General features: G+C 55.1%; 22 protein-coding genes. 18 read left to right on the top strand and 4 right to left on the bottom strand.

Annotated features, from left to right (window positions below; all coding sequences use genetic code 11):
* Nucleotides 1–10: 10 nt before the first annotated feature.
* The 4 genes from H6A25_RS10580 (at nt 11) to H6A25_RS10565 (ending at nt 4,728) form a co-directional block, all read left to right on the top strand.
* On the top strand, nt 11–193 hold the full coding sequence (locus H6A25_RS10580) for a hypothetical protein (RefSeq protein ID WP_204752092.1): 183 nt from the start codon (nt 11–13) through the stop codon (nt 191–193).
* 101 nt (nt 194–294) lie between these two features.
* Nucleotides 295–1,224 carry a magnesium transporter CorA family protein gene (locus H6A25_RS10575; protein WP_204752091.1) on the top strand — a complete coding sequence of 310 codons (930 nt, stop codon included), beginning with the start codon at nt 295–297 and terminating at the stop codon, nt 1,222–1,224.
* A 157-nt stretch (nt 1,225–1,381) separates the two neighbouring features.
* Nucleotides 1,382–3,841: an S-layer homology domain-containing protein gene (locus H6A25_RS10570; protein WP_204752090.1), complete on the top strand. Its 2,460-nt coding sequence runs from the start codon at nt 1,382–1,384 to the stop codon at nt 3,839–3,841.
* Nucleotides 3,842–3,864: 23 nt separating this feature from the next.
* Nucleotides 3,865–4,728 carry a patatin-like phospholipase family protein gene (locus tag H6A25_RS10565; protein ID WP_204752089.1) on the top strand — a complete coding sequence of 288 codons (864 nt, stop codon included), beginning with the start codon at nt 3,865–3,867 and terminating at the stop codon, nt 4,726–4,728.
* 249 nt (nt 4,729–4,977) lie between these two features.
* On the opposite strand, the gene H6A25_RS10560 is transcribed toward H6A25_RS10565, so the two are convergent.
* Nucleotides 4,978–5,529: a flavodoxin family protein gene (locus tag H6A25_RS10560; protein ID WP_204752088.1), complete on the bottom strand. Its 552-nt coding sequence runs from the start codon at nt 5,527–5,529 to the stop codon at nt 4,978–4,980.
* Between the two features lie 17 nt (nt 5,530–5,546).
* Complete coding sequence (locus tag H6A25_RS10555; protein WP_204752087.1) at nt 5,547–6,092, bottom strand: flavodoxin family protein; 546 nt, start codon at nt 6,090–6,092, stop codon at nt 5,547–5,549.
* A gap of 130 nt (nt 6,093–6,222) precedes the next feature.
* On the opposite strand from H6A25_RS10555, the gene H6A25_RS10550 reads away from it, so the two are divergent.
* Together H6A25_RS10550 and H6A25_RS10545 are read left to right on the top strand one after the other, a co-directional pair.
* Nucleotides 6,223–6,570 (top strand): winged helix-turn-helix transcriptional regulator, encoded by a 348-nt coding sequence (locus H6A25_RS10550; protein ID WP_243423335.1) that lies wholly within the window; start codon nt 6,223–6,225, stop codon nt 6,568–6,570.
* A 19-nt stretch (nt 6,571–6,589) separates the two neighbouring features.
* The gene (locus H6A25_RS10545) at nt 6,590–6,853 is read left to right on the top strand and encodes a TIGR04076 family protein (RefSeq protein ID WP_204752086.1); all 264 of its coding nucleotides are present in this window, start codon (nt 6,590–6,592) and stop codon (nt 6,851–6,853) included.
* Between the two features lie 61 nt (nt 6,854–6,914).
* Here the strand turns inward: H6A25_RS10545 and H6A25_RS10540 are convergent, their stop codons facing one another.
* Nucleotides 6,915–8,336 carry a M20 family metallopeptidase gene (locus tag H6A25_RS10540; RefSeq protein WP_204752085.1) on the bottom strand — a complete coding sequence of 474 codons (1,422 nt, stop codon included), beginning with the start codon at nt 8,334–8,336 and terminating at the stop codon, nt 6,915–6,917.
* A 48-nt stretch (nt 8,337–8,384) separates the two neighbouring features.
* Complete coding sequence (locus H6A25_RS10535; RefSeq protein WP_204752084.1) at nt 8,385–9,143, bottom strand: hypothetical protein; 759 nt, start codon at nt 9,141–9,143, stop codon at nt 8,385–8,387.
* A 213-nt stretch (nt 9,144–9,356) separates the two neighbouring features.
* On the opposite strand from H6A25_RS10535, the gene H6A25_RS10530 reads away from it, so the two are divergent.
* From H6A25_RS10530 to rpsU, 12 genes are all read left to right on the top strand, one after another.
* Complete coding sequence (locus H6A25_RS10530) at nt 9,357–13,340, top strand: S-layer homology domain-containing protein (protein WP_204752083.1); 3,984 nt, start codon at nt 9,357–9,359, stop codon at nt 13,338–13,340.
* 491 nt (nt 13,341–13,831) lie between these two features.
* Complete coding sequence (locus H6A25_RS10525; RefSeq protein ID WP_204752082.1) at nt 13,832–14,071, top strand: hypothetical protein; 240 nt, start codon at nt 13,832–13,834, stop codon at nt 14,069–14,071.
* 125 nt (nt 14,072–14,196) lie between these two features.
* A complete protein-coding gene (gene smc, locus H6A25_RS10520) occupies nt 14,197–17,787 on the top strand; it encodes a chromosome segregation protein SMC (RefSeq protein ID WP_204752081.1) in 3,591 nt (1,196 codons plus the stop codon).
* Nucleotides 17,788–17,818: 31 nt separating this feature from the next.
* Nucleotides 17,819–18,724 (top strand): signal recognition particle-docking protein FtsY, encoded by a 906-nt coding sequence (gene ftsY, locus H6A25_RS10515; RefSeq protein WP_118427812.1) that lies wholly within the window; start codon nt 17,819–17,821, stop codon nt 18,722–18,724.
* A 17-nt stretch (nt 18,725–18,741) separates the two neighbouring features.
* Nucleotides 18,742–19,467 (top strand): ribonuclease PH, encoded by a 726-nt coding sequence (gene rph, locus H6A25_RS10510; RefSeq protein WP_204752080.1) that lies wholly within the window; start codon nt 18,742–18,744, stop codon nt 19,465–19,467.
* Nucleotides 19,464–20,072 carry an RdgB/HAM1 family non-canonical purine NTP pyrophosphatase gene (gene rdgB / locus H6A25_RS10505; protein WP_204752079.1) on the top strand — a complete coding sequence of 203 codons (609 nt, stop codon included), beginning with the start codon at nt 19,464–19,466 and terminating at the stop codon, nt 20,070–20,072. The genes rph and rdgB overlap by 4 nt, the downstream gene beginning before the upstream one ends.
* 1 nt (nt 20,073) lies before the next feature.
* Nucleotides 20,074–20,367, top strand: coding sequence for a YhbY family RNA-binding protein (locus H6A25_RS10500; protein WP_204752078.1), 294 nt, complete (start codon nt 20,074–20,076; stop codon nt 20,365–20,367).
* Nucleotides 20,357–21,550 (top strand): nicotinate (nicotinamide) nucleotide adenylyltransferase, encoded by a 1,194-nt coding sequence (gene nadD, locus H6A25_RS10495; RefSeq protein WP_204752077.1) that lies wholly within the window; start codon nt 20,357–20,359, stop codon nt 21,548–21,550. Before H6A25_RS10500 ends, nadD begins: the two co-directional genes overlap by 11 nt.
* Nucleotides 21,547–23,232 (top strand): LCP family protein, encoded by a 1,686-nt coding sequence (locus tag H6A25_RS10490; protein ID WP_204752076.1) that lies wholly within the window; start codon nt 21,547–21,549, stop codon nt 23,230–23,232. Before nadD ends, H6A25_RS10490 begins: the two co-directional genes overlap by 4 nt.
* A gap of 35 nt (nt 23,233–23,267) precedes the next feature.
* Nucleotides 23,268–23,642 (top strand): ribosome silencing factor, encoded by a 375-nt coding sequence (gene rsfS, locus H6A25_RS10485; protein WP_204752075.1) that lies wholly within the window; start codon nt 23,268–23,270, stop codon nt 23,640–23,642.
* A complete protein-coding gene (gene leuS, locus H6A25_RS10480; RefSeq protein ID WP_204752074.1) occupies nt 23,639–26,047 on the top strand; it encodes a leucine--tRNA ligase in 2,409 nt (802 codons plus the stop codon). The genes rsfS and leuS overlap by 4 nt, the downstream gene beginning before the upstream one ends.
* 94 nt (nt 26,048–26,141) lie before the next feature.
* Nucleotides 26,142–26,324 (top strand): 30S ribosomal protein S21, encoded by a 183-nt coding sequence (gene rpsU / locus H6A25_RS10475; protein WP_118427819.1) that lies wholly within the window; start codon nt 26,142–26,144, stop codon nt 26,322–26,324.
* The last annotated feature ends 485 nt before the right edge of the window (nt 26,325–26,809 follow it).

The following is a 26,809-nucleotide window of genomic DNA, read 5'->3' as shown; positions in this document are numbered from 1 at the left end:
GACAGAACAAGTGAAAAAGGAGATAATAAGAGAAAACGGGAGATTTATGGAGAAAAACAAAGCAGTGGGGAGAAACGATGCTCTAAAAGCTAAAATTTGTGTAAAAAGGATTGCAAACAAGGAGAATCAGGTCTATAATGGTTTTGCCCCTGAAGGGAACCGGTTTTCCGGAATTTGCGAAGAGAAGGAGTGAGCGGCGTGAGCCCTGAGCCTGAAAGTTGCAGACACCGAATGACTACACACGGCCCCGCCGCGTTTTCAGCGCGCCTGGGCTTTTAAAGGAGCGTTGAAACTATGATCACCTATTTCAAAAGCGAAAACAACCAGATCTGCCCCATCCCTGGGCTGGAGCCGGGATGCTGGGTGAATATGATCCATCCCGATGAGGAAGAAATCGCCTCGGTCTCCCAGGCCCTGGAGCTGGACCCCGCTTTCCTGCGGGCTGCACTGGACGAAGAGGAAACCTCCCGTATCGAAGTGGAGGACGATGTGACATTGCTCATCGTGGATATCCCTTACAGCGAAGAGCAGAAGAAGGACGGCGGTATGCTGTTCTCCACTTTGCCCTTGGCCATTTTGGTCACAAAACAGAATGTGGTCACCGTCTCTTTGGAGGAAACCTCGGTGGTGCGGGATTTTGCCGGGGGACTGGTGAAAAATGTGAATACCGCCATGAAGACCCGCTTTACACTCAACCTGATGCTGCGGGCGGCGGGAAAATATCTGTTCCATCTGCGCCAGATTGAAAAGATTTCTAGCAAGATCGAAGGGGAGCTGTATAAATCCCTGAAAAACAAAGAACTGATCCAGCTGCTTACATTGGAAAAGTCCCTGGTTTATTTTACCACTTCTTTGAAATCCACAGAAACCACGCTGGAAAAGCTGCTCCGCGGCCGGATCCTCAAGCTTTATGAAGAGGATCAGGATCTGCTGGAAGATGTGATCATCGAATTTAAACAGGCCATTGAAATGGCCGATATCTATTCCAGCATCCTCAGCGGCACCATGGATGCCTTTGCTTCGGTGATCTCCAACAATCTGAATATTATCATGAAAGTGCTCACCGTCATCACCATTCTGATGACCATTCCCAATATCGTCTTTAGCTTCTATGGCATGAATGTGCAGGATATGCCTCTGCCCCATACCTGGTTCCCGGTGTCGCTCTCCATTGCCATCACCGGACTTACCTGGCTCTTGCTCAAAAAGAAAAATCTCTATTGAGGGAAACTTGCTTTTACCCCAAACTGGAAAATTTCGGTTTGGGGTATTTTTTTTGAAAAAGAAAATAGAAAAGATGATATATAGCAGGCAATATATGATATGATTGGATTATCATTCCAATGGAATGATAAAAAAAGAAAGAGAAAGAGGGATCGAGATGAAACAATGGATCAAAAAATTATGGGCTTGTGCATTGATTTTTTGTATCCTGCCATGGCCTCTTCCAATCCATGGCCAGGAGGGAGAGCAAGCGGCGGAGCCTGGAGAACCGGAAGAAACGGTATTCACTTTGCTGGAAAGCGAAAGTGAGGATCGGCCCATCACCAGGGCAGAGGCTGCGGCGGTGGTAGTGCGGGCCTTTGGAGCCATGGAAGAAGCTGAAGTGCAGGAATATGTGGATGTGCCGCAGGACAGCTGGTACCGGAAGGACATGGCCCGGGCCGTGGCCATGGGGGCGATGCAGGGCTATGAAGGTTATTTGCGTCCCCAGGGGATGCTGACCTGGGAGGAAGCCGGATTGATTTTCCAGCGGCTGTTTTGTCTTGACCGGAATCCGGCCGAAGGGAAAGAGAATCAGGAGCCGATCACCAGGGGAGAATTTGTTCAGATGGGTGCTCAACTGGTGCCCCAGCGATTGACTGCCGGGAGCCAGGGATGGCAGATGGACGGCAATACATTGATCAGCCAAAGCGGAAATTACTCCCAGCTTGTGGTGATGGGAGATCTGATTCTCACCGAAGGAGCCAGTGGACAGGTATGCCTCCAGGATGTGGTGATCTATGGCCGGCTGGTGGTGAGGGGAAGCGGCCAGGTGACGATGAAGGGAGTGTCCTGGGCCGATCAGGTTCTTTTGATGGAAACCGCCCGCAGCATCCATCTGGAAGCAGAAAAGGGATGTGCGACAAAGGTAAAAGTGGGAGCGCCTATGGCCGTGTTGTCCGGTTTCTTCACCCAGGTGGAATTGGAGAGCGACGGCGTACAGTTGATTCTTGACGGTGCATGGGTGAGCAATCTGCAGATGCAGGGCAAAAACAATGGAGTGATGGCATCCCCTGGGAACTTTATCCGGTGCGTGGAATGCCGGGGAGACCAGGGGACCATCGCAGGCACTGGGCAAGTGGAGCAGGTGCGGGCCTATGGGAAAGGGCTCTATGTGGGAACGCCGGGTACACAGGTGATTGTGCTGTCAGAAACCGGGAATGTATGGGCAGGGGAATCCCTGCTGGAACAAGGCAGTCTGGTGACTTCGGGAAAAGGAGAGGGATTCTCCCCTGAAGAGGAGAAACCGGACAATACACAGGGAGCAGGAAACGGCGGAAGTTCTTCCGGGCCGTCAGGCGGATCATCAGGCGGGTCGGAAGATGGAGATGAGGGGGAAGTAATACCGCCGGAAGAACCTGAAAAGTGGCCCCAGGATCAGATTTCACTGGAGAGTGGCCATACCAGTCAGCCTGTTTCCGGCGTTACCCTCCAGGAGACGGAGGGCGTATACACGCTGCAACTGGAAATGGGAACCGAAGAAGAATTGCTCTGGGGATATCCCTCCCAGGAGACCAGGGAAGCATTTGAAGGAAGAGATCCCCAGGTGCCCTTTGGCATGGTGGCTTTGCACTTTGTGCCGGGGGGAGAACTGGAAGAAGGGGGAAGCACCACGGTGAGCTGGAGCAGCAAAACCTTGCTGGCCATGGGATATACACCGGAGGATTCCCAGGGGAATGTGACCTATGAGAAGGGAAACCAGGGGATGATCCGCCGCTGGGAAGTGGAAAACAGCCAGCTGGAGCAAGGGCTTACGGTGTTTGTGCCCATCAGCAGCCTGGAGGAGCAGATTCCCATCACCATTTGCTGGAACAATGAAGAAGAGGTGGTCTATCAGCTTTGTGTGGGCACACCGGAGTTTCAGTGGATGACACCGCCGGATCTGACGGTACAAGGTACAGACAGAGGCCCGGAGATCACTTTGTCTTACCAGCGGGGCGGAACGGTGGAGACAAGCCTTCTGCGCTTGGTCTCTGCCCAGGATCCTCAGAAGGAATACGGACGGTGGGAAAGCAGCCATCTGGAAAAAGGAGAGGTATGCTTCCAGTGGACTTTGACCGGAGAGAATTGCCCGCCTTTGAACGAAAAATTGCTGCTGATACTGGAAGAGACCTGCGGCGAGGAACGGGAGCAATGGGAAAAAGAGCTGCTGTTTACCGGTGATGAGCTGGGAGCACTGTTGCCTGGAGAAGAGGGAATGATGCTTTTTGCGGCCCAAAGTGACAATTTGACAAAAGAGCAGACGCAGGTACTGGAGGGAATGTGGAACAAAGAAGGAGAAACACCTTTTGCCGGACTGCTTTCCTTCCAAGGCCAGACTCTGCGTGTGGATTGTGGCAGGAGCCAGGGCCTGGGGGATTGGTGCCAGGAAAATCTGGGGCGACGGGAATTGCCGGTGGCGATATACAGCACCGTGCCTTTGCCGGGAGTGGATATGAGCTTTGAGTGGATCACATCGGTGATCTGGCTGGATGCCGATCTGCTGGAGACAGAAGGTTTGCAATGCATCGCGGCCGAAGAAGGGCCGGCCTTGTTTATTCTTCGTTATGGAGATACAATGGTGGAAGAAACCGATTGATCCATAAAGAAGAAGGAGCGTATATGAAAGAAGAAAAAATCGGGCTTGTAGTGGAAGGGGGAGGCATGAAATGCGCCTACAGCGCAGGAATCCTGGATGCTTTCCTGGATGCAAAAATCACCTTTCCTTATTGCATCGGTGTTTCGGCAGGCTCGGGCAATCTGGCCTCCTATCTGGCAGGACAGAAGGGAAGAAACCTTCGCTTTTTTACCCGCCATATCCATTCGCCGGAGTATTTCGGACTGAAAAGCGTGGTCAAAACAGGCGAGCTGTTTGGAATGCAGTACATTTATGGAAAACTGAGCTGCGCTGCAGGAGAAGACCCTCTGGATTACCCGGCCCTGCTGAAAAATCCTGCGGAATATCAGGTGGTGGTCACCAATGCAAAAACGGGAAAACCGGAATATTTTGGAAAGGAAATGGTGGGGCAGGATGATTATCGTCTGATCATGGCTTCCAGTGCCATTCCTGTGGCCTGCCACCCGGTAAAGCTGGGAGGCGTACCCTATTTTGACGGTGGGCTCACCGATGCCATTCCCGTGCGGCATGCTTTGGAAGAGGGGTGCAGTCGGTTGGTGGTCATTTTGTCCAAGAGCCGGGATTATGTGAAAAAACCTCAGAGTATGCGGCTGTTGTACCGAACGGCCTGCCGCAAATATCCCAACATCGTCAATGCCATCCGCCGGCGTCACCGGGTGTACAATGAAAACTTCAAGGAGGTTTTCGCGCTGGAAAGGGAGGGAAAAGCCTTTGTGTTTGCTCCCAGCCAGCACAGCGGGGTGAGTACTTATTCCATGGATGAAAAAGCCGAGCAGGCCTTGTACGATCTGGGGCTGAAGGATTTTCAGGAGAGAAAGGAAGAACTGCTGGCGTTTCTGGGAAAATAAAGGAAAAGGCCGGAGCATATCGCTCCGGCCTCAAACTGTCGAAAAACCTATATAACGAAAAGGGTCGTCCGCCCTACCCCTATAAATCCGCAAAAAGCCGCGACCTGTGCGTGGCTTTTTGCACTTCTCAAGGGGCAAGTGTGCGCCAAAGGCGTGCATACAGCCCCTTGCAAAAACTCGAAAAAGTGGCCTAAGCCACTTTTTCGACACGCTCAGGCCGGAGCATATCGCTCCGGCCTTTCAGCTTTTTTATGCAATGGATTGGCCCAGGGCATAGGCTTGTTCCAGTTCCGGCTTGCCGGTGATGTCCCCCACATCCATATTGCCGCCGGCCAGCACATGGCCCAGATCGGTCCAACGGAGGTGTTCCAGCAGGTGTTGGTAGTAGGTCAGCGCATCTTCAAACCCATGGCCCTCGGCCGCCATCAGAAGTGCACAGGCCCGGTTGTGCCCCCGCAGAAAATTACCGTCGTGTTCTTCCAGAGCGAACAGCCGGTCCATGGCGGTGCGCAGCTGCCCGCTGAAATTCCAATAATACAGCGGTGAGGCCAGCACCATCACATCACAGGTGCGCATAGCCGGATAGATCCGATCCATATCATCCTTTTGGACACAGGGGCAGGGGCGGCTGCTATGTCCGCTGAGACAGCCTTTGCATCCATGGATGTTCATGTCGCCCAGGAAAAATTCGGAAACAGTGTGCCCGGCTTTCCGGGCCCCCTGGGTAAACTTTTCCACCAGAGCAGAGGTGTTGCCGTTTCTTCGGGGACTGCCGTTTAAAATGATGATATTCTTTCCCATGTTTCCTTCCGCCTTTCTCAGATTTTTTCGGCCAGGGCGGCCGCTCTCTCACAGCCGTCTGTTTTCAGGATGTCCCCGGGCTTCAGCACGCCGGGCACCAGCACTTCGCCCACCATGGTCCATTTGTTCAGAGCTGCTGTGCGTTCCATAGGAATGCGTACCCCATCCAGCACGGACAGGTCCTCCTCTTCACAGCAGGCGATGAGGGCGCATTCTTTGCCGGAAATGTCCTTTCCACCCACCACCAGGGAATAGATCCGGTCAATCACCCCTTTGATCTGGGCGGGGATGGAATACCAGTAAACCGGCATGGTAAAAACAATGGCATCGGCCTGCAGAATGGCCGGGGCGATTTTGTTGAAGTCGTCGTCAAAGGTGCAGGCTTTTCCGGTGGAAAAACAGGTCTCGCAGGCGCGGCAGCCGCCGATCTGCATCATGGCCGCATCAAAGCGGGTAACGGAGTGCCCTTTTGCCCGGGCCGCTTGGATAAAGCTGTCGGTCATGGCAAAACTGTTTCCGTTTTTCCGGGGACTTCCGGTGATGACAACCACTTTCTTGCTCATACAGGTTCCTCCTTGTTTGCTTGGGGTTGACTTTTCCCAGGTGGGATAATACAATCATAGCAAGAATTGCGCAAAGAACAAGTACGCACATTCTGGTGCGATACTTACCCAAAAGAAAGTGTGGTTTGAGATGAAGGAAAAAGAAGAATACAAAACCTGTATTGCCAATGCCAACCTGGCCGACACCGGTTTCAGCTACACTTTGTCGCTGATCAACGGCAAATACAAAATGACCATCCTGTACACCCTGATGTGCTTTCAGGTGGTTCGTTTCAATGAAATGAAAAAATACATCGGGGGGATTTCTTATAAAACCCTCAGCGCCACATTGAAGGAGCTGGAGGCCGATGGGCTGGTCCATCGGGAGGAATATCCCCAGATTCCCCCAAAGGTGGAATACAGCCTGACCGAACGAGGAAGATCCCTCATCCCCATTTTGGATCAGATGTGCGATTGGGGCGAACAAAACAGATTGTGAGCAAAAGGAGGAAAGCCTTATGGCGAAACCCAAAATTCGTTTGACTCTCATTGAGAGAAAAGGGCCTCATGGATGCCATCGGGGGCACCGGGTGGGGGATACTTTTGATTTTGATACCCAGCGGGGTGAGCTTTGTCCCATGGCCATGCATGTGGCTTTTCCTTATGTGGACATTCTTCGCTATGGCGGCGCGATTCCCGGTCAGCCGGAGGGAACGGCGGTGTTCTGCTGCCCCGATGCCGATGTGATCAATGTGTTCAAAATAGAGAAAATAGAAAAATAAATGAGAAAACACCCCTTCTGTCAGAGCAGAAGGGGTGTTTTGCTGTTTGAAAATACCCGGCTTACAGGGTGGGCATGATCTCCGGGGGCATGGGGCAGCGATAACCGCCGCCGTTTTGCTGGAGAAGCTCTTCCTTGGCCTTTTTCAGAAGCTGGGGATCTTCCAGAGCATACAGGCCGGAGAGGGCCATCACCTGAGCGGCTTTGATGGTGCCCTTGTGGGCAATGGAAGAGCAGGACTGGGCGGTCACCTGCCAGGTATGGCCGGGAGTGCCCATGGCCTCGGTGCACATGTTGATCTGGGCGGTGGGGGCACAGTAACTGGCGTCGCCCACATCGGTGGAGCCGCCCATGGGGGAGCTTTCCGGAATGAAGGGCAGTACCACATCGCACAAAACGGCGTTCTCCTTTATCAGCTGCTGCATTTCAGGCACACCGGCATATTTCTCGGCATAACTCTTCAGCTGATCGGGGGAAAGGGTCTCCCGGATGGCCGAAGCCAGCTTCCGGTCTTCTTCGTCAAACTGGGGAGCGCCCACTTCGGTGAGAGCCTGGTACATCAGTTTGGTGAGAGAGGGGTTGGGAAGGAAATCGCTCAGGCCTTCGTGGATCTGGATCTCCAGCTGGGTGCCGGTCATCAGCGCGGCGCCCCGGGCCACATCACACACCCGCTCGTAGATTTCCATCATCTGATATACTCGGGGCGCACGGATGAAATAGTGGACGGCCGCATGATCTTGCACCACATTGGGGGCGATGCCTCCCACATCCACATAGGCATAGTGAACCCGGGCTTCGGGAATGATGTGCTCACGCAGATAGTTGACGCCCATGCTCATCAGCTCGCAGGCGTCCAGAGCGGAGCGGCCCAGGAAGGGGGTGGAGGCAGCGTGGGAAGTGCGGCCCTTGAAGCGGAAAAAGACGCTGAGATTGGCCAGACTGCTGCACAGCCATACATTGTTGGTGGTGCCGGGATGCCAGGTAAAGCAGGCGTCCACATCGTCGAACAGGCCGTCGCGGGCCATGAAGGCCTTGGCGCTGCCGTATTCCTCACCGGGGCAGCCATAATAGCGGATGGTGCCCGAAAGGTGATTTTTCTCCATAAACTCTTTGGCGGCCCAAGCAGCAGCCAGAGCAGCGGTGCCCAGGCAATTATGGCCGCAGCCATGGCCATAGGCGCCAGGGGAGAGCTCGTCCTTCACCGGGCAGGCGGCCTTCTGGCTCAGGCCGGGAAGGGCATCGTATTCACCCAGATAGGCGATCACCGGTTTGCCGCTGCCCCAGGAGGCCACAAAAGCGGTGGGGATGCCGGAAAGGCCGGTTTCCACCGAAAAGCCCAGTTCCCGGGCGGCTTTTTCCAGGCATTCTGCCGACTGGTATTCTTTCATGCCCGCTTCGGCATAACCCCAGACTTCATCGCTGACAGCATTGAAAAACTGCTGTTTTTCCTGGATGGCCTGGCAGACGAACTCTTTTTTGTTCATGTTGGATCGCTCCTTTATCATAATATATAAAGAAAATGGATAAGCCGGTCAATAAATTAAGTGGAGCAAACGGGGATTCATAGGAACATCGGTATCCCGCAGACGGTGGGCGATGCGCAGGGCAGCTTCTTTGTGATTTTCCAGGTTCTGGTTCAGCACAAAGCTGCGGGTGGCCGTGTCAAAAATATAGCTTTCTTCTGTGCCGTCCTGGCCAGGGATGGCTTCGGCCAGGCGGAAATCCTCCCAGGGCATATAGTGGGAAGCGATGCCGTCACAGAAAATAACGCCTTTTTCTCCCAACTCGAAAAAGGAGCGGCGGCAGACGCCCAGCAGGCGGAAATAATAAGAGAAGAAATAAAGAAGCACAAAAAGGGCCATGGCACAAAAGAGGGTCCCCGCCCAGTTAAACAGGGAGAAGCCCTGCAAAGTGGCCCGCAGCATATGGATCAGCAGGGGGAGAACACACAGGGCGCCGATCCCCTGGATGAAGAGCACGCGGCTGACCCGATCCCGAACAAAGGCCCGGGTGAAAGGATACCGCTTTCCATCTCCGGCAAAAGGAGAGGAAGGGGGCTGCGCATAGGGGGAGAAGGTGCCGTCGGTGCTGTGATAAGCCCGGCAGATGGGGCAATAATATGCCGTTTCAGCCTGGGGATCCCCCAGGTTGAGATAGGGAAATGCATCGGCCCCTTGGGGTTTGAGGCAGACAGCCAGACGGCTGCCGCAGCGGGGACAGGCTTTGTCCCGGAAAAGGATCTCATTTTTTTCAGCCATTTGCCGCAGTTTGTCCCGGTTCTTTGCCGCCATGAAAAACCCTCCCTTGTTGTGAAATGATCCAATAGTATTGTAGCAGACAGGGCGGCCTGTGGCAAGAAGGGGAGAAAGAAAGGAGAAAACTGGGGTTAGAACAAATCATTCTGAAACGCAGTTTTTGGAAGGACAAAATATATAATGATTTTAGGGTATTTTGGGGTTATGTGCCCCGGAATGCCAAATACATCATAATAGGAGGAGACACCTATGAAAAAGCAAGTGTTGTCTTTGGCCCTCAGCGCCACCATGCTGGCGTCCATGCTGCCAAAACCGGCCTTTGCCGCAGATAACACCATTACCTTCCCTGATATGCCCAACGACTGGTCCACCCAGGCGCTGCAAAACGCCATCAACAATGGACTGCTCAACGGCATCGACGGGAAAATCGCCGCGGGCGAGAATCTGACCCGGGCGCAGATGGCCGCCATTGTGACCCGTGCTTTCGGTACCAATGGCAAGGCCGACATTTCCTCTTTCGGGGATGTGAATGCTGGCGATTGGTTCTATGATGCCATGGCTTCTTCCGTGCTGATGGGGGTATTTCAGGGCGATGGCGTGAACCTCAATCCCAATGCCAACATCACCCGTCAGGAAGCTTTCACCGTTCTGGCCCGCCTGTTTACCCTCAGCGGCGGCGATCAGAGCGTACTCAGCAGCTACACCGACGGCGCCCAGGTGGCCGATTGGGCCAGGGACTCCATGGCTTCCATGGTGGCCGCCGGCTATGTGAAGGGCTCCGATAATATGCTGAATCCCCAGAGCAGCATCACCCGTGCTGAGTTTGCCCAGGTGATGGACAATCTGGTCAAAACTTATTTTGCCGACAATCAGCTGAATGTGACTACTGACGGCAATGGAGTGCTGAACAAGGCCGGCACTCTGGAAGGCGCCACCATTTCCGGTGATCTGATCATCGGCGACGGCGCAGCCGAAGGGGATGTTGTGCTGAAGGATGTCACCGTTTCCGGCCGTCTGCTGGTTCGCGGCGGCGGCACAAGCACTGTCACTCTGGAAGGCAATACCACAGTGGGCAGTGTTGTGGTCAACAAGCCCACCGGCGCTGTGCGCGTGGAAAACAAGACCGAAAAGGCCGTGAATGTGAATGCGGTCAGCGACAATGTGGTGCTCACCGGCAATTTTGATGAGGTCAACGCCAGCGCTTCTCAGGGCACTGTTACCCTGACCGGTGCTGATGTAACTACGATGAATGTGGCTGGCACAAGTGCCAAGGTTGTTGTGAGCGAGAAGTCCACTGTGGAGACCATGAATGTGGCTCAGAGCGCTTCCGGCACAGCGGTTTCCGTCCAGAGCGGCACCACTGTGAACACAATGAACACAGCTGCTTCCAAGGCTGTTGTCACTGTCAATGGCACTGTGGGCACCATGAGCGTGTCCGGCTCTGACACCACTGTCAAGGCCGAGGAAGACGCCAAGATCGAGAAGATCACCACCTCTGCTGCCAACACCACTGTGTCCGGTAAGGGTTCTGTGACTAACTTTGAAGCGGCCAAGGGCTCCAGCGGTGCAGATATTACCACCGACGGCACCAAAGTCGTGAACAATGGTACAGGCAATGTGACCACCGGCAATGACAAGGTGATTACTTCCGGTTCCACGGGCACCAGCGAAAGTGATAACACTGACACCAATCCGGGTGGCGGAGGTTCCGGCGGCGGTGGCGGCAGCGTGGTAGAGTCCTCCGATGTGGTAGTGGCCCCCATGGTTGACCAAGCGGCCGACAACGGGATCGCCTCTGAGGATCTGTGCAGCTCCTATTCGGTCAGCGGCACGGTGAATGGCGATGTGCATACCGTCAAGATTATCGCTAAGGATGTTATGAATCACACCAATGCTACTGGTGCAGAAGGCCACTGGGTGGGCTTTGGTATTCCTGCCGCAGAAGGCAATGAATATTATGCAGGCTTCGGCTCTGTTCCCGCGGACCTGGGGAGCCCTGTTGCCAGCATTGCTGAGCGCACCTATGAAGTAAACGGCAAGACTTACAACACCGTCTACTTCTCCGGCGATACCGAGGATGAATACAAAAACGGCGCTTATGTAGTGGTTAAGAATGGCGATAAAACAACCACCTATAACATCACTTTTGATGTGAGCTTCTTCAAGGCCGACGTTTCTGTGCTCACAGCCATCCCGGAAGTAATTCTGGATGCTTACGATGAAGCTTCCCTGCCTATCAGACATAAGACTGCGGAGGGCCTTGGCTTGGATGCGGCCTCCAATGGTACCACAGTTACCCTGTCCGGCGAAACGACAACAGACAAGCTGGATGCAACCGATGTGGCAACACAGAATGGTTATTTGCTCTATGGATTTAATGTGGGAAGCAAACTGATTACACAGCTTGGCGGCACTGTTACCCCCAACCCCATGAGCCTGGCCGATTTCAGCGATGGAGGCACAGTGTCGGGCGCTGTTCCCATGAACAATGCGGCGCTGCTGAATATCCAGATTTGGGACAATGAACACAGCAGCTTCATCAAGAAGACCGTTTCCCTGGAGCTCAAGGATGCGGCTGGCCGTGTGCAGGATACCGTTGAACTGACCTTTGACGCTACTGGCTGTAAAATTGAAGGTCAGCACTCTGTGACATTCAAAGATGCTGTCGATGGAAATACCATCCAGAGCATCTCTGTGGAGAATGGCGGAACAGTCACACTGCCCAGCAATCCTTCCAAGGCAGGCTGCAAATTCCTTGGCTGGTATTCTGATGAAGATACCGAATTCACAGCGGAAACTCATGTCACTGCCGATATGACCGTTTATGCCAAGTGGGAAAACATCATTGAGGCTGTGAACAATGCCGAAGACAAATCTGCTTTGCAGACTGTGTTGGAGACCGAAGGCAATGAGGATGCACTGGGTATTGCTGTAAGCTCTGGCGATTATAGCACCATGGCTGTTTCCCGCAAGCCTTCCGTTGCCAACTATGTGCTGGAATCCAAGCCGGAGGGCGGCTATACTACTGCTGCAGAGATTCAGGCCGCGTTCAACATGGGCGTCAAATATGAGGCTGGAAAGTGGGCTTTGTCGGAAAAGATCAAGGCGAATGCTTCCACTGTGTCCGATTTCAACACCCTGAAAGCCATCTATGAAGAGCACGCCGCATACCGGGCCAGCATTGGCCGGGATGTAAGCGCAAGCGAAGTCTATACGGACGCCATGAAGGCCTTTGATCGTGTGGATGGAGCAATTATTGAAAAAGTGCACGAACAGTTTGTCAATGAGGACAACAATGCCGGTGATTCGGAATTCACCAATCCCTATAAGCTGAATTCGGTATTTGATTACATCATCGCCTGCGCTCCCGAAACAGTGGACGAAGTCAACACGGCCCTGGGAACAGAAAAGATGAATCTGACCGAAGTGACAGTGAAAGATCTGACCGTTGCCGAAGGTGAGACGCTGACTATCCCCAAAGGCAAAACACTGGTTGTGGCCAAAGGCGCCACTTTGACTGTCAACGGCACCATCGAGGGGGAAGGCACAGTCAAGGGCACAGATGTCACCTTGAATCAAGAGGATATCCCGGCCTTCTCCAAGCTGGTTCAGGATGGAACCACCAAGGTTTGGATCGATGATACTTCAGAGTGGGTGGAGTATACCCAGCAGCAGGCCGCTCTGAGAGATGGAAACGGCCCTGGTAAGCCTGGAACCGACAGCTTTGATTATAGTGCGGCATACACAGAAGCTGGTGTGACCTGGAATGAAGACGGAACAGGTTTTACTGTTGACCAAGCCAAAGTGAATGCATTCATTCAGGCCTATGCTGACGGTCAGGATGACGCGGCTGACAAAGCGTATCAACTGACACAGCCCAGCGGTGAACTGGATAGCGCAGATGGTTTCTTTGTGGGTGTGAAATTTGCTGCTCCTTCTGGTGTGGACACAGAAAACGGAAGTGTTTATGTGTATCGTGATGGCAGCAATCTCAGCGGCACAAATGATGCGTATCAGTTGACGCAGGATTCCGCTGATGGTACTGGCGGAGATGTGTTTGCCAACAATTTCACCAATTATCTGGTGTTTGCAAAGGCAGAGCAGGATGCACAGGGTCTGGCCGACAAGGAATGGAGCTATGTGCTTGTCTGGCAGAATGAGGGCAAGGTGGTCGGCGTGAGCCATTGCACCATTACCCGCTCTGTCGCTCCAGATGCCAATTTTGGTGCTTAATTTCTTCGTGTAGCCCTAAATCCACTGGGGCCTGGGGGCCGCCCTTCGGGGCGGCTCCCTCTTTTTTCTTTTATCTGCAACTGAAAAAAATACATTTTTCCTTGACATTGCTATTTGCCCCCTCTATAATAATGGTTAAAGAATACACCGCTATGCGGTTTATTCTTGCGGCAGATGCCGCATCAATCCATAAAATAGCACAGGGACGCTATTTTATGGATTTCAACCATTGTTACAATGTGTATTTCCGTTGGTGGGCTTTGCCGCACCAACGGAATGTGCAAGGCTTTGGAGTGGTCTTCTCCAAAACCTTGCACCCGAACAAAGCCAATTTGCCTTGAAGACCTTGGCTTTCAAGGCTTGCGGCTTTGTTCGACATACATTATAATAGAATCAGAAGTTATTGGGTACACTGATAATTGGAAAGGCGGTACTCTTTTATGCGTAAAATTATTTTGTATGGCAGTCCCCTTTGAAAGACCTGCCCCCCGGTGAAAGAGGTTCTTTCCCAGAACAATGTACGCTTTGTCTATATCGATGTTACCTCCAGCATCGGCTATCTCCGTCAGTTCCTGAAGGTGCGGGACACCTATCCTGCCTTTGAAGAGATCCGGAAGGAAAGCCGCGTGGGTCTGCCCACCCTCTTTGTGGACAATACTCCCTATCTGGTGGATGGCCCCGAACATGCCCTCCAGCTCATTGATGAGCTTCAGCTGAAGGTGCAGAAGTAACAATGCCTTTGTGGCCGGAACGCTTTTTTGCGTTCCGGCTTTTTTCTTTCTTCATAATGTTGAAAAGTTCCCCAGGAGTTGATACAATAAATTGAATATGGAAGAATTTCTGCGGGGGTGTGGCTTTGTATCTGAAATCCCTTGAGATCCAGGGGTTTAAATCCTTTCCCGATAAGACACGGCTGGATTTCAGCAGCGGGATCACCGCCATCGTGGGCCCCAATGGCTCGGGCAAGTCCAATCTGGTGGACGCTATCCGCTGGGTGCTGGGAGAACAGTCCTCCCGCAACCTGCGGGGCAGCCGGATGGAGGATGTGGTTTTCGGCGGAACCCAGCGCCGCCGTCCCCTGGGTTTTTGCGAAGTGACCCTCACTGTGGACAATGGGGATCACAGCCTTCCTCTGGACTATGATGAGGTGGCCGTGACCCGCCGTTATTACCGCTCTGGGGAAAGCGAGTTCTTTATCAACAAAAAACCGGTGCGTCTGAAGGATGTGCACGAACTGCTGATGGATACCGGCCTGGGACGGGAGGGCTATTCCATCATCGGTCAGGGCCGCATCGATGAGATTCTGGCTGTCAAAAGCGGCGAACGCCGGGAGATCTTTGAGGAAGCCGCCGGCATTACCCGCTACCGTTATAAACGCAATGAAGCCCAGCGCCGCCTCAGCGCCACCGAGGACAATCTGGTGCGCATCCGGGACATCATCACCGAACTTCAAAGCCAGGTGGGCCCGCTGGAAAAGCAGGCCCAGGCGGCCCGGCAGTTTTTACTGCTTCGGGATGAACTGCGGGTGCTGGAAGTTTCTCTCTGGATGGATTCCCTGGCCAAGCTGGGGGAAAACCGGCAAAAAGCCAAAGTGGACCTGGACAATGCCCAGCGGATGCTTTCCGCCCGGGGGCGGGAGCTGGAAGAACTGTACGAAGAAGGTGAGCGCCTTCTTGCATCCATGCGGAACAAGGAGCTGGAGACCGAGCAGGGCCGGGTGGAACTGCGCAACATCGAAAACCGGATCCATTCTCTGGAAAGTGATATTGCCGTGCTGGGGACCCAGCGGGAAAATGGCCGGCAGAACGCCCGGCGTCTGGAGCGGGAGCTGGAAACGCACCATACCCGCCAGGACGGTCTTCTGAGCCAGAAAACCGCCCAGGAGCAGCAACGGGAGGAAAGCCGCAGGAGCCTGGCGGCCCGGGAGCGGGAGGAGGCGGAGATCCTTCAGCAGCAGAAGAAGCTGGAGGCGCAGCTGCAGGAACAGGCACAGAGAGAAGCGAAAGCCCGGGAGACACTCAGCCAATGCAGCCAGCGGCTGCATCAGCTGGAAATCGTGGAAGCTGCTTTGGAAAGCGGCGGACAGGAGATGGAAAGCCGGGACAAAGACCGGGAATCGGAACTTTCCCGGGCTAAAGAACGGCTGGAGCAAGAAGAAAAAGAAGCCCGGAACCTGGAAAGCCTTCTGGAAAAAGGCCGGGAGCAGGCGGAAAGTACAGAGAATATGCTGGGGGGCTTTCTGCTTCGGGTGAAAATGCGGCGGGAAAAGGCCCAGAAGCTGCTGGAAACATACCAGGAGGAAAAGCGGGTCACAGGCGCTCTTTCCGATCGGTTGGAAATGCTCCAGGCATTGGAGCGGGATCACGAAGGCTTTGGCCGGGCGGTGCGTCAGACCCTGGAAGCTGCCCGGAAGGGGGTGCTTTCCGGCATCCATGGGCCGGTATCCCAGCTGATCTCGGTGGGGGACGAACACGCCGTGGCCATTGAGATCGCTTTGGGCGCGGCCATGAGCAATATCGTCACAACGGACGAGGAAAGCGCCAAACAGGCCATTGGCTTTCTGAAAAGCCGGGATCTGGGGCGGGCCACCTTTTTGCCGGTATCGGCCATGGCCCCCCGGAAGACGGATGGCCGTCCGTTGGAGGGTGAGCCGGGATTTGTGGGTATGGCCGATACCCTGGTACAGCGGCGGCCCATTTATGACAATGTAGTGCGCAGCCTTTTGGGAGGCACAGCGGTGGTGGAAGATCTGGACAGCGCCATACGCCTGTCCCGCCGCTATCCCCACCGGTATCGGATGGTCACCCTGGACGGCCAGCTGATGAGCAATTCCGGCGCCATGACCGGTGGCAGCCTGAACAAAAACACCGGCATCCTTTCCAGGAAAAACGAGATTGCCCGGCTGCAGCAGGCGCTGGAGGAAAAAAGCAGCGATTTGCGGGAGTTGGCCGGACAGGTGCAGAAGGCCCAGGGCGATTGGAAGAAGGCAGAAAATGATGCCCAGGCCGTCCAGGAAGAGAAGAACCAGGCCCAAGGGGCTCTGCAATCCCTGAAGGCCCGGCAAGGGCAGCACGCTTTGCTGCTGGGAAGTCTGCGCCAGGCTTTGGAGGGACTGCTGGAAGAGCAGGGAAGCTCCCAGGAGCGCCGCAGAACACTGGAGACAAGACTTGCGGAAAACAGACAGGCCAGGGAGGAAGCGGCGAAAGGACAGGAAGAGGCGGCATGCCATCTGGAAAGCCTTTTGGCAGAAGGCCGGGAGCTGGAAGAGAGCCGCCGGGCTTTGGAAGGACAGCTGCTGGAAAAGCGGGCTGGAAAGGCCCAGGAGGAGAGCCGTCTTGGAGCGCTGGAGCAAAGCCTCTTTCAGCTGGAAGAGCTGCTCCGCTCCCTTTCCGGAGACCGGGAAGAGCGGCAGCGGGAGATGGAGAAGCTTTCCCAGGAGGAAAAGGATCTTTCCCGGCAGATGGAGGAAAAAGAAGCGGTTAAAAAGGAATATGCCGCTTTGCGGGAGAAAAAGCAGAGCCAGCTGGAGACGCTGGCAAAAGAAAAGCTGGAAATCGAGGGCCAGCGCACCCGAAATGGGCGGCAGGCTCAGGAGAAGAACGACGAGATATTGCGCATGGAGCGGGAAAAGGCCCGGTTGGAAGGCAAGTTCAGCCAGCTTCAGATGGAGGAAAAGCAGGTTCTGGACAAAATGTGGGAAAGCTATGAGCTGACTCCCACCGGGGCCCAGCAGATCCAGCAGCCCATGGAAAACCGCAGCGAAGCCCAGCGTCGGTCGGGGCAGCTGCGCAGCGAGATCAAAAAACTGGGTCCGGTGAACATCGGAGCCATCGAGGAATACCAGAAGGTCCATGAGCGATACCGGTTTTTGGAAGATCAGAGACGGGATCTGGAGAAGGCCAAAGGTGATCTTCTGGAGATCATCGGCGATCTTACCCAGAATATGCGGGAGATCTTCAGCCGGGAATTTGTGCGTATCGACAAACACTTCGGCGAAACCTTCCAAGAGCTGTTCGGCGGGGGAAAAGCCTGGCTGCAGCTGGAGGAAGGGGAAGACATCCTGGAGTGCGGCATCGATATTCATGTGGAACTGCCCGGGAAGAGCCAGCGGGCCATATCCCTGCTTTCCGGCGGGGAAAAGGCTCTGGTGGCCATTGTGCTTTATTTTGCCATTCTGAAAGTGCGGCCCACTCCTTTCTGTGTGCTGGATGAGATCGAGGCCGCCCTGGACGATGTGAATGTGCTGCGGTATGTGGGATATATGCGCCGGCTGTGCCAAAGCACCCAGTTTATCCTGATCACCCATCGCCGGGGAACCATGGAAGGCTCGGATATCCTTTACGGGGTCACTATGCAGGAGCAGGGCGTGACCAAGCTGCTGCGGCTGCAACTGAACCAGGTGGAAGAAAAACTGGGGGTTTCCCTTCAGGATCAGATGGAAGAATAGATGGAGTAATCAATCAGGAGGAAAGAGAAACATGGGATTTTTTGATAAGATCCGCAGCGGTCTGCAAAAGACCAAAGAGAACATCGGCGAAACGCTGGATTCGGTGCTGTCGGTGTTCCGCAAGGTGGACGAAGAGACCCTGGAAGAGCTGGAGGATGCACTGATTCTGTCGGATATCGGGGCCCAGACTGCCGCCGAGACCATTGATGAGCTGCGGGAGCGGGCCAAGCGCCAGAGCATCGAAACCAAGGAAGAACTGGTGGAGGCTCTGTGCCAGATTCTCACCGAAAAAATGACCCCCAACGATGGGCTCCATCTCAATACCCATCCTTCGGTGATTCTGGTCATCGGGGTCAACGGCGTGGGCAAAACCACCACCATCGGCAAGCTGGGGCAGAAATTGACGGCCCAGGGGAAAAAGGTGCTCTTTGCCGCGGCCGACACCTTCCGGGCCGCTGCGGCGGATCAGCTGACGGTGTGGGCCGACCGGTGCGGCGCCGATATCGTCCGCCACAGCGAAGGAGCGGACCCGGCGGCGGTGGTGTTTGACGCTATTTCTGCGGCCAAAGCCAGAGGGGTGGATGTGGTCATCTGCGACACCGCCGGGAGGCTTCACAACAAGACCAATCTGATGAACGAACTGGCCAAAATCAACCGGGTCATCGACCGGGAACTGCCCCAGGCCGACAAGGAGACCTTGCTGGTGCTGGATGCCGTTACCGGCCAGAATGCCCTGAGCCAGGCCGAGCAGTTCAATCAGGCGGCCACCCTCACCGGGCTGGTGCTCACCAAGCTGGACGGCACCGCCAAGGGCGGCATCGCCATCAATATTTCCGCCCGATTGGGCGTGCCGGTGAAGTTCATCGGCGTGGGCGAGACCGCCGACGATCTGCTGGAATTTGACGCGGGCCAATTTGTGCAGGCCTTTTTTGAATAGAGAAGGAGGAACAACCGATGAGACGCTATGACGGACGGCAGCCGGAGGAAATGCGGCCGGTGACCATTGCCAAAGATTTTATCAAATACCCGGAGGGATCGGTGCTCATTGAGTGCGGCGACACCAAGGTGATCTGCAACGCCACTGTGGAAGAGGGTGTGCCGCCGTTCAAAAAGGGAAGCGGCAGCGGCTGGGTGACAGCGGAATACTCCATGCTGCCCCGGGCCACCAACACCCGTGGACGGCGGGATGTGAGCAAATTAAAGCTCTCCCCCCGCTCGGCGGAGATCCAGCGCCTGGTGGGCCGGGCCCTTCGCTCGGTCACCGATATGGATGCTCTGGGCGAGCGGACCATCACCATCGACTGCGATGTGATCCAGGCCGACGGCGGCACCCGCTGCGCCTCCATCACCGGCGGTTTTGTGGCTTTGGTGCTGGCCCTTGACAAACTGCGCCAGGAGGGCATTTTCAAAAAGCTGCCTCTGCGGAGCTATGTGGCGGCGGTGAGCTGCGGCATGGTCAGTGACAACCCTCTGCTGGACCTTTGCTATGTGGAGGACAGCGGCGCCCAGGTGGATTTCAACTTCATCATGGACGACAAGGGCAACATCATCGAACTTCAGGGCACCGGAGAAGAGCGGCCTTTCTCCAAAAAGGAAATGGACGCTATGTATGCCCTGGCGGAAAAGGGTATCGGTGAGCTGATCGCCGCCCAGAAAGAAGCCATAGGTGATCTGCTGTGAGATTTGTGCTGGCATCCAACAACCAAAAGAAAAAAGGGGAGATGAGCGCCATTCTCCAGGGGCTGGGCATTGAGGTTTTGTCCATGGAGGAAGCAGGCGTGCACACCCAGCCGGAAGAAGATGGGGATACTTTTGAGGAAAACGCCCTCATCAAGGCCCGGGCGGCCTGCAAGGCCTCCGGCCTTCCGGCTCTGGCCGATGACTCCGGCCTGGCGGTGGACGCCCTGGGGGGCGCACCGGGGATCCACTCGGCCCGCTATTGTCCGGGCAGCGACTGGGACCGGCTTCAGTTTTTGCTCCACAATATGAAGGACATCCCCCGGGAGAAGCGGAGCGCCCGCTTTGTCTCGGCGGTGGCCTGCGTCTTTCCCGACGGCACCGAACGGGTGTGGCGGGGGGAATGCCCCGGCCTGGTGCTGGAAGAGCCCCAGGGCCAGGGGGGATTTGGCTATGACCCTGTGTTTTATCTGCCGGAATATCAGATGACCTTTGCCCAGATGCCTGGGGAAGAAAAGAATAAAATTTCCCACCGGGCCCGGGCCATGGCACAGTGCGCCGCCGGATTGGCGGAAGAAATGAAAGGCAAAGAAGAGGAGAAAAAATAACATGATCACATCCAAGCAAAGAGCGGCTCTCCGCTCCCTGGCCAATGGCCTGGACACCGTCATGCAGATCGGCAAGGGCGGCATCACCGAAAGCGTCATTACCCAGGCCCAGCAGGCCATCTCCAACAAGGAACTGATCAAGGTGCGGGTGCTGGAAAGCGCTCTGCTCACCACCCGGGAGGCCTGCGAAGTCTTGGCGGAGGCCATCGGGGCCGAACCGGTACAGTGCATCGGCTCCCGGTTCGTGCTCTATAAGAAGAACGAAAAGAACCCGGTGATCGATCTTGGAAAATAAAGGGGAGAAAACCCGCATCGGCCTGTTCGGCGGCACCTTCAACCCGCCCCACCTGGGGCACCAGCGGGCGGCGGAGGCCTGTGTCCGGCAGCTGGAGCTGACCCGGCTGCTTCTCATTCCCGCCTTTGTGCCGCCCCACAAATCCATGCCCACTGGCAGTGCCACGCCCCGCCAGCGGCTGGAAATGACAGAGATCATCGCCCGGAAGATTCCCCGGGCCCAGGTGTGTGATCTGGAACTCTCCCGCCTGGGGCCCAGCTACACCTGCGATACAGTGGAACAGCTGGCCGCAGAATATCCAGGGGCCGATTTCTGGCTGATCATGGGAACGGATATGTTTTTTTCCTTTCATAAATGGCGGAAACCGGAGAAGATCGCCCGTTATTGCCGTCTGGCTGTGGTGGCCCGGGAGGAACAGGAAAAGGAAAAGATCCAGCGACAGCAGGTTTTTCTCCAAGAGACCCTGGGAGCGGAAAGTCAGGTGGTGTCCTGCCCGGTTACCGTTCTCAGCTCCACCCAGGTGCGCCAGGATCTGGTGTCCGGGAGCGGTGATGGCGAGCTGGATGAGGATGTGGCCCGGTATATTCAGAGCCATGGTCTGTATCAGCCTTCCCGCCGGCTGGAAGAGCTGGGGGAAAGGGTGCGGCAGCATCTGACCGAAAAACGCTGGCGCCATACCCTGGGCGTGGAAGAGATGGCGGCTTCTCTGGCCCGGCAATACGGCGTATCGGAGGAAGAGGCCCGGGAGGCGGCTTTGCTCCATGATGCCACCAAGTGCCTGAGTATCGAGGAGCAGTTGAAATTATGCCGCCAGTACGATATAATTTTTGACTATGGTGAACAGAACACCGCCCTGCTCCACGGGAAGACGGCCGCAGCGTTGGCGCAGGACAAATTCGGCTCCAGTCCCCAGGTGGTGCAGGCCATCGCCCGCCATACCACGGGGGATCGGGATATGACTACCCTGGACAAGATCATTTACCTGGCCGATTGCATTGAGCCGGGCCGGGATTATCCGGGGGTGGACCGGTTGCGGAGTCTGTGCCGGCAGGATCTGGATCAGGCCATGATACAGGCACTGAGCGACACCATAGAGCATGTGCGCCAAAAGGGCAGAGAGCCTGACCGGCGCTCACAGGAAGCATTGGACGATCTGCGGTCAAAGAAAGAGAATGGGAAATGAAGATATTTGGCGGAAATCACGGCAGAAAGCCTTCTGCCGTCCATGACGAGACGGCTCCTCTTCCCCAGGTGGACACACAGGAAGAGAAAGCCGGCGCCCCTTCCCGGGACAATGTGGGAAAGGGAGAAGAGGCCCTTCCCGGCGCTTCTGTTCCGGAGAAGCAGCCGGAGGGCGCAGCCAAGGGCCAGGGCAAAAGCAAAGAGACGGCAGCACAGCCGGATCAGCCACAAAAAGATCCTGGAAAACCTGGCCAGGGGCAGGAGAGCAAGCTCCAGAGCGGAAAAAAGAAAAAGAAGCGCCTGAAAGCCCGGTATATCCCTTTGATCGTTCTGGGGGTGCTGCTGGTGCTGGGCGTAGGGGTATATGCCTTCCTGAAGGCATTTGCAAAGCCCCCCGATGTATCGGTGAAGGAGCCGGAGATCACTTTGGGCGAAGGGGAGGAAGACCCCTATGCCGACTTGGTGGAACCGTTCATTGAAGACGGAGACCGGGAACGGAAGGACGATTATTATACCTTCATGTTCTGCGGCACCGACGATGGCGGCACCCGTACCGATACCATCATTGTGGCTTCCTATAATGTAAAGACCCAGGAAGTGAATATGGTAAACATCCCCCGGGATACCATGTCCAATGTGAAGCGGAAGATCAAAAAGATCAACGGCGGCTTCAACGGCGGTCCGGAACAGTTGGAAAAAGAGCTGGAGATGCTGCTGGGCATTCCCATCGACCGGTATGTGGTGGTCAGCTTTGAAGGTTTTGAAGAGCTGATCGATCTCATCGGCGGCGTGGACTTCAATGTGCCTACCTATATGGTGTGGGACGATCCTTCCCAGGATCTCCATATCTATCTGGAGCCGGGAATGCAGCATCTGGACGGCGAAAAGGCCATTCAGCTGGTGCGCTTCCGCCAGAATAACCCGGGCGTCAAGGGCGGCTATGCAGAAGGAGACATCGGCCGTATCAAGATGCAGCAGGAATTTCTGCGCACTGTGGCCAAGAAGATCCTCAGCCCCCAGAACCTGCTCAACCTGGGAGATATGACCAAAGCCGTGCTGGACAACACCGAGACCAACCTGACCCTCAGCGAGCTGACCTGGTTTGGGATGCAGGCTCTGAAGATGGACTTCAACAACATCAATATGACCACTCTGCCCGGCCATGCAGCCTACCTTTATGAGGCGGATTATGGCCATATGCAGTCCTATTTTGTGCCGGAAGAGGAAAACATATTGGAAATGGTCAATGAGCTGCTCAATCCCTATACCGAGGATGTGACCAAGCTCAACCTGATCGATATCAGCCGTTATTCCACATCGGCCCCGGCGGATTCCGGTTCTTCTTCCAGCAGTTCTTCGGAAGGGGAGGACGACGAACCGCCGGCCCAGAACTCCGGCTCCAGCTCCAGCTCTGGTTCCAGTTCCGGTTCTGGTTCTTCCAGCTCATCCGGGAATAAGCCGGACGACGGAGGTTCCACCACCCAGCCCGGCGGCGAGACCAATACACCCACAGAGCCGGAAGGCGGCGGAAACGAAACGGTGACACCGGAGCCTGAGCCAGAACCTACCCCGGAACCGGAACCGGAGCCCACTCCTGAGCCGGAACCGGAACCCACACCGGAGCCCATTACGCCGGAGACAGGGGATACCGACCCGGGGATTCAGCAGCCAACCACGCCATAAGTGAAAACCCATCACGAACAATCGGAGGAAAATATATGACACCTGAACAGACACTGGAGGCCATTGTCCGGGCAGCGGACAGCAAAAAGGCCCGGGACATCACTGCCATCCGGGTTTTTGAGCAGACCACCCTCACCGACTACTTTGTGGTGATGACCGGCACATCCACCACCCATATCCGGGCTCTCAGCGAAGAGATCGAACTGAAGCTGAAGCGGGAGCATGAAGTGGTGCCCCATCACATCGAAGGGGTCACATCCAACTGGATTCTGATGGATTACACCAGCGTTGTGGTCCATATCTTCCTGGAGGAAGCCCGGGAACTGTATGCTATTGAGCGGCTCTGGTCCGATGCCCAGAAAGTGGATGTAGAGCCCTATCTTGTAAAGAAGGAAGAGGAAACAAAATGAAGTATGATTACACGGCCATAGAACACAAATGGCAGGATAAGTGGGAGGAGGCCCAGGCCTTCCGGGCGGAAAACAAATACGACAAGCCCAAGTATTACGCTCTGGTGGAGTTCCCCTATCCTTCGGGCCAGGGTCTCCATGTAGGCCATCCCCGGCCCTATACTGCCATGGATATCGTGGCCCGGAAACGGCGGATGGAAGGCTATAATGTGCTCTTCCCCATGGGCTGGGATGCTTTTGGCCTGCCCACTGAAAACTATGCCATCAAAAACCATGTGCATCCGGAAGAAGTGACCCGGCAGAATGTGGCCCGCTTCAAGAGCCAGCTGCGTTCTTTGGGCCTGTCCTTTGACTGGGCCCGGGAGGTCAATACCACCGATCCTTCCTATTATAAGTGGACCCAGTGGATCTTCCTTCAGCTGTTCAAAAAGGGCCTGGCCTATAAGACCACCATGCCTGTCAACTGGTGCACATCCTGCAAATGCGTGCTGGCCAACGAAGAAGTGGTCAATGGCGTGTGCGAGCGGTGTGGCAGCCCGGTCATCCGCAAGGAAAAGAGCCAGTGGATGCTGAAAATCACCGAATACGCCCAGCGCCTGCTGGACGATCTGGATCAGGTGGACTATATCGAGCGGGTCAAGACCCAGCAGCGCAACTGGATCGGCCGCTCCACCGGTGCCCAGGTGCGTTTTGACACCACAGAGGGCGATGTGCTGGAGATCTATACCACCCGGCCTGATACCCTGTTCGGCGCCACTTATATGGTTATCTCTCCCGAGCATCCCTATATCGAAAAATGGGCCGGGAAGATCCAGAACATGGACGCTGTCCGGGAGTATCAGCAGCAGTCTGCCCGGAAATCCGACTTTGAGCGCACCGAGCTGGTGAAGGAAAAAACCGGCGTGTGCATTGAAGGCGTCCGGGGCATCAATCCTGTGAACAACCAGGAGATCCCCATTTTTGTTTCCGACTATGTACTCATGTCCTATGGCACCGGCGCCATCATGGCTGTGCCGGCTCATGACACCCGTGACTGGGAGTTTGCCAAGAAATTTGAACTGCCCATCATCGAAGTGGTCAAGGGCGGAGATGTGGAGAAGGAAGCCTTCACCGATTGCGAGACCGGCATTATGGTCAATTCCGGCTTCCTGGACGGCTTGACCGTGGAAGAAGCCAAGGTCAAGATCGTGGAATGGCTGGAAAAAGAGAAGAAAGGCGAAACCAAGGTCAACTATAAACTCCGTGACTGGGTGTTCTCCCGTCAGCGGTATTGGGGCGAGCCCATTCCTCTGGTTTATTGTGAAAAATGCGGCTGGGTTCCGGTGCCGGAGGATCAGCTGCCCCTGCGCCTGCCTGAAGTGGATTCCTATGAGCCTACCGACGACGGCGAATCTCCCCTGGCCAAGATGACCGACTGGGTCAATACCGCCTGCCCCCATTGCGGCGCCCCTGCCAAGCGGGAAACCGATACCATGCCCCAGTGGGCCGGTTCCAGCTGGTATTTCCTCCGCTATTGTGATCCCTGTAACGACAAGGAGCTGGCCTCCAAGGAAGCTCTGGAATACTGGATGCCGGTGGACTGGTACAACGGCGGTATGGAGCATACCACTCTCCATCTGCTCTATTCTCGTTTCTGGCACAAGTTCCTTTATGATATCGGCGTTGTGCCTCAGCCCGAACCCTATCGGAAGCGCACCAGCCATGGTATGATCCTGGGCGAAGGCGGCGAAAAGATGTCCAAGAGCCGGGGCAATGTCATCAACCCGGACGACATTGTGCGGGACTATGGCGCCGACACCATGCGTCTGTATGAGATGTTCCTGGGCGACTTTGAAAAGGCCGCTCCCTGGTCCCAGAACGCCGTCAAGGGCTGCCGCCGCTTCCTGGAGCGGGTATGGGCCCTGTTTGATCAGGTGCAGCCTGGGGACAGCTATACCCAGAAGAACGAAGGGGAAATGCACAAGACCATCAAAAAGGTCACTGAGGACATTGAGAACCTGAAGTTCAATACAGCCATTGCGGCCTTGATGAGCCTGCTCAACACCTTTGGAGACAATGGAGTCAACCAGGCGGAGTACAAGACCTTTATTCTGCTGCTTTCTCCCTTTGCACCTCATATCTGTGAGGAGCTGAATGAGCGCATGGGCGGCACGGAAATGCTGGTGTACGCTCCCTGGCCCAAATATGACGAGAGCAAAACGGTGGACGACACCCTGGAGATCGGTGTGCAGATCAACGGCAAGGTGAAGGCCACTGTGTGGATCGGCGTCCAGGATACCAAGGAGCAGATTCAGGAGAAGGCCATGGCTGAGCCCAAAGTGGCGGCGGCTCTTTCGGGGATGCAAGTGGTGAAAGTCATTGTCATTCCCGGCAGAATCGTCAATATAGTTGTAAAACCCGCGTGATTTACAGTTGACAAACCACCCTTGCCTGCGTATAATATAGGAGTGTTTAAATCTGCCTATACTGATTGGTTATAACACGGGGGGAGGGAATGAAATGTCAGAGATCCGCGTAAAAGATAATGAATCTTTGGACAGCGCACTGAGACGCTTTAAGCGTTCTTGTGCAAAGTCGGGCGTGCTTTCCGAGCTCCGTAAGAGAGAACATTATGAAAGCCCCAGCGTCAAGCGCCGCAAGAAGTCCGAAGCGGCCCGCGCCAAGAAGAAGTCTTATCGGTAAAAAGAAACCCCTCCAGCATCGGCTGGAGGGGTTTTTCTATCCCTGATCCCCCTTGCTGCCGATACTGTTCATAGCTTCATCAAAGAAATATAAAAGAAAAGCAAAAAAGATTGAAAAAGTGTTGACAAAAGGGGAAAAAGGCGGTATACTAACCAAGCTGTCCCGCGAGGGGCGGTGAGGATCGGAAAGACCGGTCAGGAGCTTCGAAAAAAGTTCTTGACAAAGGGATTCGGATCTGATAGAATTATCGAGCTGCACTTCGCAGGATGCCAACGAAATCAACGGTTCTCGGTTGAATCCGAAAGAAACCTTGAAAAAAGTAGTTGACAAACGCGAGTGAGTGTGGTAAGATGATCAGGCACCACAGCGAGGGACACGGTCCTGAGCGAAGGGTGCGAGACAAATTAGCACATTGTAAATTAAACAACGCCAAAAGAGACAAGGACCCTGAGAGATTTATTTGAGTTTCGAAAGTAGTACTTTTG

It is taken from the genome of Intestinimonas butyriciproducens, from assembly GCF_016901775.1.
Classification (GTDB): Bacteria; Bacillota; Clostridia; order Oscillospirales; family Butyricicoccaceae; genus Pseudobutyricicoccus.
This window is presented reverse-complemented; position numbering and strand designations above follow the sequence as displayed.